We start from the raw sequence: 13,655 nt of genomic DNA, 5'->3' as shown, positions 1-13,655 counted from the left end.
AAGGGAGTTGATTTATGTATGAATATAGACGAATTTTTTAAAGCTGATTTTTGGGAAATGATACTTAGGTCCACCCTTTCCTTCTTTGCATTACTCATCGTAACCCGACTACTAGGAAAAAAACAGCTTGGACAACTTACATTCTTCCACTATACAACGGGTATCACATTTGGTTCCATTGCATCAGAAATAGCAGCACAGGCTGAGACACCTTTTTTAGATGGACTCATTGCCCTCATTTGGTGGAGCGTTTTAACATATTTAATGACCATCATTACCATTAAATCTAAAAAAGCTCGTGTGATTGTTGATGACAAGCCAACAATCCTTATTCAAAATGGAATTATTTTAGAGTCTGCCTTAAAGAAGAATCGTTTGCATATGGATGAATTAGCGATGATGCTAAGAGAACAAGCCGTATTCTCTGTACAAGATGTACAATATGCGTTACTTGAAACTACGGGTAAACTAAGTGTGCTACCAAAGCCTGCTGAACAACCAGCTACAAAACAAGATGTAAAGGCCGATGTTACACCACCAACCTATATACCAACAGAAGTAGCTTCAGATGGGAAGGTTATTTATGAAAACTTAGTTGAACTTGAATTAACTGAAGATTGGCTTATGAAAAAGCTGAAAAAGCAAAATGTCCAATCTGTTGAAGATGTTTATTTTGCTCAGGTTCAAACAAATGGCTCCCTCTATATTAGCATGAAAGATAAAGCAAGACGATCCAGCTCTTAACAGCTTGTATCGTCTTGCTTTATCTATTTCTACAATATCTAATGATGTAACAATGCCGATTCGTTTTTGATGTATAAAGCTTTAAAGCGGCGTCCCCACTCCACTCCTTGCTTAAAAAAATTTTTTAAATCACCCTAGTAACTATGCGAAAATAAAAAATCGCACTTAAGATAATAATTACCTTGAATACGCTTATAAACAAATATCATCAATAATATAAAACCTTATTATCTAATTTAAATAAAAAGCATCAACTCGATAAGAATCTATCAAGTTGATGACGTTTAAAAACAGTACTTATTTGTTTCAACAGACATGGAGTTCTTACTGTAACCATGTGGCTAAGTACACTTTAGTTTGGTATTGGCAGGGCATAATTGCGTCCGGAATCGTCTGAAAGAAGTTATATTTTCGTCATCGATGCGTTTTTCTTCATCGTCAAAATTCCGATACTCATACAAATGATCGTGATAACTAATGTAATAGATAGGCTCCACCAATAATCCGACATCTCCATCGTGCCCCTCATTAATTGAACACCATATACCGGTAATTTCCACGGTGATATTGTCCAAAATGCCCCAATTAAAGCGTCCAAGATTTGTCCAATAAATATGAAAGCAAATGCACATGCTGTTGCTACCACTGTTTTAAAAGTCGCACTCATCATTAATGTCACTGCTATCACAAAGAGCAGCCACGAAAAATACGTGAAAAAACTTGCCATAAGTGATCCTATCTCAAATGTCCCATAAAGCACGACCGTATAGTATACGCTCGCAGCAAAACCAGCTAAAATGCTAATAAAGCTAATAGTACTCATGACGATAAATTTACTCATAAAATAAGCGCCGAACGATATAGGACGAACATACAATAAAGTAGCCATTCCACTTGCTCTTTCTTTACTAATAGTTCCTACAAAAGAAGCTATTAATACGAGTAAACCTATCGTTTGAAATTGCCCAATGGAAGCTTGTAATAGGTCAACTGGCATTAATTCCGGCATCAACATTTCAAAGCCTTCTGGTAAGTTACCAACAGCATTTAAAATATCCATCATGTAATAGTTTGTTAGTGGGTCACTCATACCGAGCAATGCAAATACAAGAGGTATCCATAAAAACTTCCAGCTTCGCCAAGCTTCTCTAAATTCCTTTTGCAGAAGTACAGTAAATCCTCTCATATTTTTCTCACCACCTTCATGAAAATCTCTTCAAGTGATGCTGTTTGTCGCTCCACTTTTCGTATTTTATAAGGACTACTACTTAAATATTGAAGCAGCTCTTGCATACTCGGCTTCGCATCAATAATTTCTATATAAACATTACTGCCCTTTACTTCCCCAATAAGTTCAGATTGACTAGCAAACAGTTTTGCCTCTTTTTCAGTGCTAAATTCTACAACATAATTTGGTTCATCGAAACGTTGTCGAACTTCACGTAATGTCCCCTGTTCTACTAGCTTCCCATCACGTAAAAACAATAATTGATCGGTCATCTCTTCGGCATCATTTAAAATATGCGTCGAATATAATATAGTTGTTTCTTGTTGTAAGCCCTTTAATAAATCAAGAACTTCCCTACGACCTACCGGATCCAATGCAGACACAGGTTCATCCAATAACAGTAATTTAGGCTTATGCACAATTGCCTGGGAAATTCCAAGCCGTTGCTTCATGCCACCAGAAAATGTAGCAATCTTCTTATTTAAAGCATTACCTAGACCTACAAACTCAAGTGTTTTTTGTGCTTCTAATGTTGCTTTTTTTGCAGGCACACCATTTAACTTTGCAGCCATTTCAGTAAACTCTAACGCACTTAACCAAGGATGGAATTGCGGATATTGCGGCAAGAAACCAATATTGGCTCTTACATTACCATCCAGCATTTTCACACTTCCAGAGGTTGGTTTTAATAAACCTGTTAGCATCGATAATGTCGTTGTTTTACCCGCGCCATTAGGTCCAATTAAAGCTGTCGATGTATTTTTTTCTAATGTGAACTCGATTCCGTCCACAACTACTCTCTCTGCAAATTGCTTTGTAAGTCCTGTTACCTGGAATAATATCGTCATGATTGTTTTCTCCCCACTACAAAGTACGCAATCGACCCAATAATATTTGTAAAAATAATAAGAAACACCCATAAAATTTTAGGACCATTTGTTGCATGGATTTTACGCAAATCAACTAGAGCTACAATCATTAAAATAAATTGGACCACAATTAGTGGTGCTATGACTGCCCATGGAATCTTCGCTAACTCCTCCATCATACTGATCACCTCATCTTTGTTATACTATTACTATAACAAAAACTTTTCTAATATGTATAGCACAATTTTACATATTGAGAATGAGCCGCGTTGCTCGCTCCAATCAACCTATCGCATGACATACGCTTTAACAAAATATCACCCAACTTTTTAATTTTATCGATCAACTTTCACGCTTTATCGCCCAACTTTTAATTTCTATCGACATCTACCTTTCAAAAAGAATTAAAAAAGAAGATGTACCAAAGTTGAAAAAACCTTTTCGGTACATCTTCTCATTTATTTGTATAACTTCTGCAAAGCATCCGCCATTTTTGGACGAATTGTTACTTGTGGACGCGCGTTCTTTACAGCCGCTTCCGCTTCCTCTAGAGAATCGGTCATGCCAAGCTCCATTAATACAGCAGTGGCAGCCACTCCTGCGCGACCTCCCCCGCTTCCGCAATGGAAGTACACTTTCTGCCCATTCTCATAGGCAGAAACAATTTCCTTCGCAACTTTTTGAATAGATGGCGCTACTTCTATGTCCTCATCAGCAATCGGCATATGCTTGTACACATATGAAGCCGACTCCTGCTCCTCATTAGATAAGCCATTTACGCGAACATCAATCACGATATCCACCGTTTCTTGTTCAAAAGCTACATCTGCATCTTTCGCACCGCCAAAGAATAATCGATCCTTTACTAATACATCGTAATTTTTCTCCATTGTATGCACGCTCCAAACGACTATTTAAGTAAATGCTTAATATCATCATAGTATGGAAGAGCTGTTAGTGCCCCTGCTTTAGTGGCTGCCAAAGCACCTAGCTTATTGCCAAAGCTTGCACAACGAACAAGTTCTTCCTCTGTTGTAGGTAAACCATTGTAATGAACATCGCGTAATACTCCAGCCATAAATGCATCTCCAGCACCTGTAGTATCTACTGGCACAACCTTTTCTGTCGGTACATGGATAACTTCACCATTTAATACCGCATAAGTGCCATTTTCCCCTACTGTTACTAAAATAACAGGCACTAAATAACTGTTTAATTGCTCAATCCCCTCTTCCAAACTAGTTGTTTCTGTCAGGAAAAATAATTCTTCATCAGTAACCTTTAAAATATCTACTTGCTCAAAAAATGACGTGATCGTTTCACGGCAAACTTGCTCACTGCTCCAACGTAGAGGACGAATATTCGCATCCATTGCGATAATGGCGCCTTTTTCCTTTGCCATCTCTACAGCAGCTCGTGTTGTATCAAGTGCTGTAGGATGGAACATTGTCCCCGAACATACTGTTAAAGCAGATGCATGTTTAAAAGCTGCTTCGTTTAATTGTGTTGCTTCTACTTGTAAATCTGGCGTCTCATCGACATAATCTTTAAAAATTCGCTCACATGCTTCTGTTAAATGTACATAGACACCACTAACACGCTTCGCAGGGTCAAATACAGCATAATCCAAGTTTACCCCTTCTTGTGCAAGACCATCTCGAACGAATTGAGAGCCTTCGTCGTCTCCAGTAATCGTAATTAATGCAGATGGAGCGCCGATACGGCTAATTCCCGCAGCAACATTTACCGTCGCACCACCCATATATTTAGTAAATGATGTATTTGTTACATCATCAGCGATATAGTCAATAAAAGCATCTCCATAAACTAAAATATAATCCTTATCTTCCTTTGTCATTGTTGTCCTCCCGAAACTCTAGTCATTATAGATTAACACGAAATCAGATATCGTATAAAGTTTTAAACTTTCGGAAAAATAATCAAATACAGCTTGGCATAATTACCGCTGTCGCACAGATACACAATGCTTCCAGAATCTACTTTGTGCTTTTGCCTGCATGATGTCGGTCATTTCGATAATGCCACAGGACGTGGCGTTCTTTGACTGAGTTCCTCTATTTCATCGAGGGTTTGGACATCCGATGAAAAAATGTAAAAATGCCGTCAGAATATCACCATTAATTCAAAAACTTGAGTCAGCATTTATCTTTGTTATACTTGCGTATAGAAAGGTAGGGATTTTGACAATGAGTATTACAATTCGACAAGCGCAACCACAGGATGCCCATGCCGTTATACCACTAATTATTGATGCGATTGGTGAAATTGCCAACCGTTTAACAGGAGAACAGACAGCTAAAGCTGTAGAACAAGAACTTACTGTACTATTCAAGCGTGAGGATAATCGACATTCCTATTTAAATACTTATGTTGCTGTTGAGAATGAGCAAGTACTAGGAATTCTTGTTTATTATAATGGTGTCGAAGCCATTCACATGGATGCGAATCTCGTAAAGTGGCTTGAAGAAAAAAATGCGCCATCTGTAATCATCGATAAAGAAGCGCATGAAGATGAATATTATATTGATACTGTTTGTGTAGCACCAGAAGCTCGTGGTAAAGGAATTGGAACATTATTATTACAATTCGCCTTAGAGGAAACACAAAAACGAGGTTATACAAAATTATCATTAAATGTTGAAACAGAAAAAGAGGACGCTCGTCGCCTTTATGAACGTATGGGCTTTGTTATTACAGAGCCGTGGTCCATCATTGATGAACCATTTCATCATATGGTGAAACAATTTTAGGAAGTGAAATAAAAAACATGAAAAAGAATTTAATATATCCTCTTTTGATTGTCATTGCTTCTAGTAGCTACGGTGTACTATCGACAATAGTCAAAGTAGCTATGCAGCATGGCTTTACAACAGGAGAGGCAGTATCGAGTCAATATATTATTGGCTTTATGCTTGTTGCAACTATTTTTATAATTACACAAAGACAATTACCGAAGCTTTCTAAAAAGGGACTGCTTATTTTAGTGTGCGCCGGGATATTTACCGGTACTACAGGGATTGTTTACGGAGAATCATTAAAGTATCTACCAGCCTCTCTTGCCGTAGTAATGCTCTTCCAATTCACGTGGATCGGCTTATTAATAGATTGCGCACTTCATAAACGCTTACCAAGTCGAACTGAAGTGATTTCTATTATTGTATTATTTGCTGGAACTATTTTAGCGGCTGGCGTACTAAATGTAGATTTAAGCGGTATTGCGATTCAAGGCTGGCTACTAGGTTTTGTTGCTGCCTTTACTTTTGCTTGCTTTATCCAATTTAACTCTCGTCATGTGGAAGGTATTACAACTACATCACGCGTGTTGATTGTTTCCTTTGTCGCCCTTATCATCATTAGTATTTTCCTAAACCCTGAAGTTCTTTGGAACGGTAAATTATTTGCCGGTGGTTTATGGAAATTCGGACTAGCACTGGGACTCTTCGGTATTATTTTGCCGATTTATTTATTCTCTATAGCTGTTCCGAAGGTGGGAGGAGCTCTTGCCTCTATTTTAAGTGCTATGGAGTTACCCGTGGCTGTAACTGTTTCAGTTATTGTTTTACATGAACCTTTAACTCTTTTACAAATAGCGGGTATTATTTTGGTTATTCTAGGTATGATGCTACCAACAATACTTTCGCAGCGACGACAAAAGGATAAATCTTTAGAGCCTAATAGTAAGTAAATACTTTCATCTAAATTTAAAAGGGAGATGTATCATTTTTTGATACATCTCCCTTATTTCTGTATTAACTATAAATCAAGCGCTCTATACCTAAACGCTGTAAGTTGTGCGCGTGTCAAGTTTCGTTTGATCTAAAATTGCCGTTTTCATCGCTTAGTACAATGCTATTCACACTTAGTTTAAAGTTGATAAAAGAGATAAAGTCACTTAAGATAGATGATAAATTACCAGCTCTTTTTGTGAAGTCCTACCACATCTATAAATTATTTTTTTCTTTATAGAACATTATATTTACAAGCACATTTAATACTAAAAAAACTAGTATGAATAGACCCCAATATGTAACTAGATTAACATATCCCAACAACATTACTCTATAAATAATTTTATGTATAACTACAGTTAATAGTATTAACATACAATTGATTAAAGATAATGCTATGATTTTTTTCATCTTATTCTTTCCGCTCTATATTAATTATTCTATCTGACCATTCAGCTACTTCCTTATCATGAGTTACGCAAATAATAGTTTTCCCTGAAGCTTTTAAATGCTTAAATAAATTCAAAATAACTTCTTTATTTAAATCATCAAGATTTCCTGTTGGTTCATCTGCTAATATTATTTCGCAAGGTTTTAGCATTACTCTGGCTATAGCAATCCTCTGTTGTTCACCACCACTTAACTGATAAACTTTCTTTTCTAAATATGTAGCATTCAAGCCGACTTTTTCTAAATTATTTATCATTATTTCATTACTAAAATTGTTACTATACGCCTGTGAAATTAGTAAGTTATCTTTAACTGTTTCATTATTCATTAACACATAATTTTGAAATATATATCCGAATTTATGCCTTCGCAAATACATAGTAACTTTACGATTTGGATTTAAATGACCATCTATAGAAACAGTACCTTTTTCAGGCTTATCTAATAGACCAATCATATTTAAAACAGTCGTTTTTCCTGCACCACTTTCACCCATAATAGATACAAATTCTCCTTTATCAATGCTCAATGAAAAATTTGTAAGTATAGTTTTCCCCAAAAAACTTTTACTTATATTTTTGAGTTCAATCATTAGATACTCAATCCCCTTTTACTACTTTGTTTGTATTTTTCTCGTTCGAAAATTTGGCGAATATATACAAAAACAGCAGTTCTAAAAATAAAGTTCCTAAAAGTAATAAGATAACATTAGTACTTTTGAAGAAATAAAACACCAATACAGCTGCAAAAAAATTAGAGAGACTAGTTATAAGAATAATAGTTTTATTTCGTTTCCAATAAGAATAACCGAACAAATATTTAAGGGTTAATTGATAAAGATGTGCATTATAGTAAGACCAAATATATGCAATAAAAAGTATAAATGAAAATATAATAACAATAGTTAAACCAATTAGTTGTTGAAACAATTCCCACTTTAGTTCAATTATTTCATCACTTGCTTCGTCATAAACAGATACTACGCTATTTATTTCTTTAGCGTTTGCTTCTTCTAACGATGTAGAAATATTTTCATAGGCATTTCCATTCGAATTATCTAAGAAAAATAATGAATGTGTCGTATACGCACCTATGGTAGAGGTATCTAAGCTATCAGTGTATAAAATAGCGACAGGGTCTATAACTCTATTTTTTTGGTTTCCTCTATAATTACTATATGTAAAATATTCTTGTCCTTTTTTTGTATAGATTATATTAATTTTTAAATCGTCTATTTTCTTTTCAAGTAATGGTTGAGCGAGTTCTTTATTATACATATTGACAATTTCAACGCTTTGGAAATAAAACCAATCTCGATACGAATTCACAATATGCTCTTCGATAACATTTAAATGTTCAGGCACTAATACATTCAAGGTATTTTTATCCTCATGCAACTGCTTAATAATCGACACACCATTACTACTTTGAATCGGGTTGACTTTGAGATAATTTTCATCTATAACAATACGTCTTCCCTGAGGGGTATAAAGATCATTTGTATTTTTAATACCTAACATATAGCTATATATAGGTTTTCCATCTTTATAATTAATAACACTAAATTTTTCGGCTTCTATGAGAAAGGCCTGGTTATTTTTTTTGATTTTTTCATAAAACAGACTTAACCTATCGTTTAAATCTCTATCGAGTTTTAAATTATCCGAAATACTATTATTTAGCACACCTACTTGAATACGAAATACATTTTGAGTGTCATCCCAGTAACTTAAACTATTTAATTTATTGGTTAAATTATTATATTTCATAAAAGAAAAACTAATCATACTAAAAAGAACAATAGATACTAATGTCTTTAAAATAATAGACATCCACTGAATCTTTCGAAATGGTAAAGCACCTTTAACACTATAACGATATTTATTAAATTTAAAAATTAATAATATACCTAGTAATGTAACAAATAGAAGAATCATTAAAATCAAAATATTCACTAGTATGAACAGTGGGAAAAAATCTTTTAAAAAGTACACGTGTTTAAAAATTACGGAAAATATAATTAATCCCATTGTGACTAATGTGAATACAATGGACAAGAACCACAAAAAGGGACTAATAAAAGAACATACAATTTTTACTTTTGAATACCCCCATAAATTATATAATAATAACGTTTTCCGTTTTTGAATTAAAAAATAAAATATCCCTATTGTATAAATAACAAAAGAAAAAATAACAATCATTAATAAAGAAATATTTGCTAATGCTAAACTACTTATCTTTTCTTGTTTAGTTTGTATGTTACCGTATGGTGAGAATTCTTTAGTAAAAGAATGGAGGATTTCTTTATCTACACTACTCAAATAAAATTCATTGTTTAATCCTATATTTTTTATTTGTTTAAAATCATATATATGAACTTTCCAATTAGATAGTGGAAAGTAAAAAATACCTGATTGGTTTTTTTCATCTTCTTTCGAGTAATTAGCGATAAAACGCTTTCCAATCGGAAATCCTCCTGATTTTAAATTTATATAAGAATCTTTTAAAACGTTCGTAGAGTAAATATTTAAAGAATTTTCGCTTATAAAATTATATTGAGAAATATTAATATTATTTTTCTTAGAAAATTCAACTAAATGTTCAGTAAATTCATTAACGTTGAAGTTTAATTTAGCATAACTATAATCAATCATAACAATTTGATTTCTTTTATATAAAAAATCAACTACTTTATTATTCGAAAATAGTGAAAAACTGAATAAATTTGATGTGATTATCACAATAGTTAAAAATAGATATATTATTTTTTTCATGAATATATCCTTTCAATAAACACAAAGTATAGAGAAAATCCCTACACTTTGTATTTGTTTAATATTTATTTAGTATCCCAACCTGCTGTATTACCCCAAAGTGAAGTTTTAACCCATATATATGCTAAGTTACCTGGTGCTTCCCATTCACTTTTACGTTTGGTACTCCAATTACCTGCGGCTGACATATGTGCTTTTGAAGGATGGTTGTACTCCGAGGAATGACGATCCAATCCCCAGATTACTTCCCATGTACCGCCTCCAGCTTTTACAGGTTTTCTAACGATATTATTAGTATCATCCACTAGGAAAGAACCTGTTTCTTCTTGGGCTATTAATGCATCCAAGTCAATACCGCCTCCATTTGTAGGTAATTCTTCTGCCAAAGCTCCTTTTGCTGATACACTTAAACATGTACAAACTGCTAATCCTGCTATAATTCCACGAAACGATTTTTTAATCATTATAAAAACTCCTTTACTAAGATGATTAGGACATACATAAAAATAAATTTTATAGATGTCCTTTTTTCAAATCGTAGCACCAATTTCAGAATAATCAAAATCAATATTTGCGTGCTTTTGAGAAAATTTTGATAATTAGATAAGTTCAGATAAACAAAATTGTTTCTGCTAAAATCCCATGAAACGATCTTTAAATCATTATAAAACTCCTTTACTGCAATATTTAGACATACATAAATTAAACTTTATAGATTTCCTCGTTTTAATTTCCAACAAGTATTTCAAAAACACCAAAATCAATCTTTGTTCACTTTTGAACATATTTTGATAATCTATTCTCAAAGTCCCCAAAACCGAGACTACTCGCTACTTTAAAGCGTTTTCGACTCTAGATCACTTATACCTCGGTATAAGTGCGTCCGGAATCGGCTTTGTGCCTGCACAAAGCCGATTCCGTGACATTCGCCGGAGGCTTTAACTTCTTTCAGCGGGTGTTTGGGCACTCGCTGAAAGAAGTTAAACGCCATTGCTATCTAGTATTTTCTTAGCTATGAGGAATCTAATTATAATTTTTTAATTATTCTAACATTAATGTAAGGTCTCCGGATTATACTGCTATATGTAAGTTTTTCACTATTAGGGAGGGGGAAGATTATGCAGAAAACACGTATCTTCGGCTTTTTACTTGTGCTGATGGTTGTTGTATTAGCTGCTTGTAGTAGTGATAGTAAGACTTCTACAAAAGATGCTACAGATAACAAAAAATCCGATTCTGAAAAGACCGATGTGGCAGCTACACCATCTGGAAAGCTTGTGATCTATACAGGGCGCGATGAGGAAATGGTACAAAAGGTAATCGATCAGTTTAACGAAAAGTACCCAGACATTGAAGTGGAATTTTTAACAATGGGTGCGCAGCAAATTTTAGAACGCCTACGTGGTGAAAAAGCTAATCCTCAGGCTGATTTTTGGTGGGGCGGTACGCAGTCTGCACTAACTGTCGGCGCCAATGAAGATTTACTTCAAGCTTGGAAGCCTAGCTTTAACGACTCCATTGATGCGGCTTATAAAGATGCAGATGGTCGTTGGTTTGGTGAAATGTTACTACCAGAAGTTATTATGATTAACAGTGATGTATTAAAGAAAGAAACGGGCCCACAGGATTGGGATGAGTTATTAGATCCAAAGTGGAAAGATAAAATTTTAATTCGAGGTGTATTGGCTTCTGGGACGATGCGTACGATTTACTCATCTATGATTTTACGTCAAGGCGCAGATTCACCTGAGAAGGGCTACGATTGGTTATTAAAATTAGATGCCAACACGAAGGAATATACACAAGATCCAAATGCACTTTATTTAAAGATGACACGACAAGAAGGCAGCGTTTCTTTATGGAATTTGCAAGATATTTTATTAAAGAAATATACGACTGATTATCCTTTCGATTACATTTATCCGAAAAGTGGTGCACCGATTTTAGTTGATGGTGTTGGTGTTGTAAACAATGCCAAAAACTTAGAAAATGCAAAGCTCTTCACAGAATTCATATTTGAAAAAGGTATGGTGACTCAACTAGCCCACGATTACTATCAAATTCCTACTCGCTCAGATATCGATAAAGCAGCAATGCCTGAGTGGTATAAAGAATTAGATTTAAAAACTTTTGATATAGATTGGCAGCTCATGACTGAAAAAGAAGCTGAGTGGATGGAGCATTGGGATAACAATATTAAAGGCCGCGGAAAAAAGTGACCGATGACTAAAAAGTTATGAGCTGGCCCTATGTTGCTAGGAATAACATTTGTTAAAACGTATGCCTTTTATCTTCATTCAGTAGAAGACTCCCACCTCTAAAGATGTTGAGATGAATGCGGATGCGTTTTATGGGGTGTCCAAACATCTAAGGAATGAATTGTGCTGGCACAATTCAAAATCCGGACTCAATTACGCCAAGGCGAAATTGATAAAGGTTGATTGGAGTGGAGACTGGGCGACTCCTTGGGGATCAGCGATAGAGGAACGAAGGCTAAAACCATCACATCCTGTGATAACGCCTTCGTGACCAACATCATGTTGGCCCGAGACCCTGGAGCGAGCAACGCGAGTGAAGCGGCTCATCGGACGCCCCCAGGAAAGCGCCCAGTCGGAACGGAAATCAACCTTACATTATGGTGATGAGCCTTTAAATATCATAAAACATCTACGAATATTGTTCATGTTTATAAGCCTCGAGTATATTTTGCTCGAGGCTTCATGCAACTAATTTTCTAACGAGAAAGGAGCATTTCAGTTGAAAAGTGTCAAAATAGAAAATGTCTCTAAGAAATTCGGTCAAATTCATGGCGTAAAAGATTTAGATCTTCATATTAAAGCTGGTGAATTTTTCACGTTCCTCGGTCCAAGTGGTTGTGGTAAAACGACAACACTAAGGATGATAGCCGGATTTTATTACCCAACGGAAGGAAAAATTCTTTTTGATGATTTCGATGTGACAAGGCTTCAACCTAATAAACGGAACATAGGGATGGTGTTTCAAAATTATGCCCTCTTCCCACATATGACGGTAGACGAAAATATCGCCTTTGGATTACAAGTCCGGAAATTTTCAAAGGCGGAGATCAAGCAAAAAGTTGACCGTATTAGAGGGCTTGTCCATTTATCGCAATATGGTCATCGGAAAATTAATGAATTATCAGGTGGGCAGCAGCAACGGGTTGCATTGGCAAGGGCGCTTGTCATAGAGCCTGATATTTTATTATTAGACGAGCCATTGTCAAATTTAGATGCTAAATTACGCGAAGAAACGCGCATTGAAATAAAACGTATTCAATCTGAGCTCGGTGTTACAACCATCTATGTTACGCATGATCAAATGGAAGCTATGTCCATGTCAGATCGGATAATGGTCATGGAAAATGGGAACGTCAGACAAATCGGTACGCCTCAAGAGATTTATAATCGACCTTCAAACCGCTTCGTAGCAGATTTTATTGGTGAGACAAACTTAATTGAGGCGACAATCGATGCTGTTAATGATGACGATATACAAGTAAAAACAGCGAGTGGACTTGTTCTCACTGGGCGAAAGCAACAAAGCTCCCCCACTTTAACGCATATGATTGGAGACAAAGTGTTTATTTCTATTCGTCCTGAATCTATTCATCAAGGTACTGGTGAAAACACATTAACGGGTAAAATCACTTTTGTTGAATTTACAGGAATTAGTGTGAACTACATTGTGGAATGTCTAGATTTTTCACTAAAAGTAATGATTATTAATATGAATGGTCAATTCAAAAAAATTGGTGAAGAAATCACTCTAACTATAGCCCAAGATTCACTGTATTTTTTAGGAGAATAGGAGGGTACCA

14 protein-coding genes are annotated in these 13,655 nt (G+C 35.1%); 5 read left to right on the top strand and 9 right to left on the bottom strand.

The annotated features are described in order from the left end of the window. Positions 1-18 precede the first annotated feature (18 nt). Positions 19-744, top strand: coding sequence for a DUF421 domain-containing protein (locus ACQKMI_RS21645; RefSeq protein ID WP_427416558.1), 726 nt, complete (start codon positions 19-21; stop codon positions 742-744). 403 nt (positions 745-1,147) lie between these two features. Here the strand turns inward: ACQKMI_RS21645 and ACQKMI_RS21640 are convergent, their stop codons facing one another. The 5 genes from ACQKMI_RS21640 to ACQKMI_RS21620 all read right to left on the bottom strand — a co-directional run bounded on the left by ACQKMI_RS21640 (position 1,148) and on the right by ACQKMI_RS21620 (position 4,699). After that, positions 1,148-1,930 (bottom strand): ABC transporter permease, encoded by a 783-nt coding sequence (locus ACQKMI_RS21640; protein ID WP_427492282.1) that lies wholly within the window; start codon positions 1,928-1,930, stop codon positions 1,148-1,150. Beyond that, a complete protein-coding gene (locus tag ACQKMI_RS21635; RefSeq protein WP_427492280.1) occupies positions 1,927-2,820 on the bottom strand; it encodes an ATP-binding cassette domain-containing protein in 894 nt (297 codons plus the stop codon). Before ACQKMI_RS21635 ends, ACQKMI_RS21640 begins: the two co-directional genes overlap by 4 nt. Continuing rightward, positions 2,817-3,020, bottom strand: a complete 204-nt coding sequence (locus tag ACQKMI_RS21630) for a PLDc N-terminal domain-containing protein (RefSeq protein ID WP_427492278.1) — start codon at positions 3,018-3,020, stop codon at positions 2,817-2,819. The genes ACQKMI_RS21635 and ACQKMI_RS21630 overlap by 4 nt, the downstream gene beginning before the upstream one ends. 279 nt (positions 3,021-3,299) lie before the next feature. Beyond that, positions 3,300-3,731: a protein-tyrosine phosphatase family protein gene (locus tag ACQKMI_RS21625; RefSeq protein ID WP_427492276.1), complete on the bottom strand. Its 432-nt coding sequence runs from the start codon at positions 3,729-3,731 to the stop codon at positions 3,300-3,302. 20 nt (positions 3,732-3,751) lie between these two features. Then, complete coding sequence (locus ACQKMI_RS21620; protein ID WP_427492274.1) at positions 3,752-4,699, bottom strand: carbohydrate kinase family protein; 948 nt, start codon at positions 4,697-4,699, stop codon at positions 3,752-3,754. A 349-nt stretch (positions 4,700-5,048) separates the two neighbouring features. On the opposite strand from ACQKMI_RS21620, the gene ACQKMI_RS21615 reads away from it, so the two are divergent. Both ACQKMI_RS21615 and ACQKMI_RS21610 read left to right on the top strand, forming a co-directional pair. Beyond that, entirely contained in the window at positions 5,049-5,612 is a 564-nt protein-coding gene (locus ACQKMI_RS21615; protein WP_427492370.1) for a GNAT family N-acetyltransferase, read from the top strand. 17 nt (positions 5,613-5,629) lie between these two features. Next, positions 5,630-6,547 carry an EamA family transporter gene (locus tag ACQKMI_RS21610; RefSeq protein WP_427492272.1) on the top strand — a complete coding sequence of 306 codons (918 nt, stop codon included), beginning with the start codon at positions 5,630-5,632 and terminating at the stop codon, positions 6,545-6,547. Positions 6,548-6,803: 256 nt separating this feature from the next. Here the strand turns inward: ACQKMI_RS21610 and ACQKMI_RS21605 are convergent, their stop codons facing one another. From ACQKMI_RS21605 to ACQKMI_RS21590, 4 genes are all read right to left on the bottom strand, one after another. Beyond that, the gene (locus ACQKMI_RS21605) at positions 6,804-7,001 is read right to left on the bottom strand and encodes a bacteriocin-like WGxF protein (RefSeq protein WP_427492270.1); all 198 of its coding nucleotides are present in this window, start codon (positions 6,999-7,001) and stop codon (positions 6,804-6,806) included. 1 nt (position 7,002) lies between these two features. Continuing rightward, positions 7,003-7,632 carry an ATP-binding cassette domain-containing protein gene (locus ACQKMI_RS21600; protein ID WP_427492268.1) on the bottom strand — a complete coding sequence of 210 codons (630 nt, stop codon included), beginning with the start codon at positions 7,630-7,632 and terminating at the stop codon, positions 7,003-7,005. 7 nt (positions 7,633-7,639) lie between these two features. Continuing rightward, complete coding sequence (locus ACQKMI_RS21595; RefSeq protein WP_427492266.1) at positions 7,640-9,817, bottom strand: DUF1430 domain-containing protein; 2,178 nt, start codon at positions 9,815-9,817, stop codon at positions 7,640-7,642. A 65-nt stretch (positions 9,818-9,882) separates the two neighbouring features. After that, positions 9,883-10,281, bottom strand: a complete 399-nt coding sequence (locus tag ACQKMI_RS21590) for a lactococcin 972 family bacteriocin (RefSeq protein ID WP_427492264.1) — start codon at positions 10,279-10,281, stop codon at positions 9,883-9,885. 654 nt (positions 10,282-10,935) lie between these two features. On the opposite strand from ACQKMI_RS21590, the gene ACQKMI_RS21585 reads away from it, so the two are divergent. After that, positions 10,936-12,036, top strand: a complete 1,101-nt coding sequence (locus tag ACQKMI_RS21585; protein ID WP_427492262.1) for an extracellular solute-binding protein — start codon at positions 10,936-10,938, stop codon at positions 12,034-12,036. Between the two features lie 538 nt (positions 12,037-12,574). Beyond that, entirely contained in the window at positions 12,575-13,645 is a 1,071-nt protein-coding gene (locus tag ACQKMI_RS21580) for an ABC transporter ATP-binding protein (protein WP_427492260.1), read from the top strand. Positions 13,646-13,655 lie beyond the last annotated feature (10 nt).

The sequence above is a fragment of the Lysinibacillus sp. NPDC097214 genome, from assembly GCF_050277945.1.
Classification (GTDB): Bacteria; Bacillota; Bacilli; order Bacillales_A; family Planococcaceae; genus Lysinibacillus; species Lysinibacillus xylanilyticus_B.
Note: the sequence above shows the minus strand (reverse complement) of the source record. Positions and strands in the feature narration are given on the sequence as shown.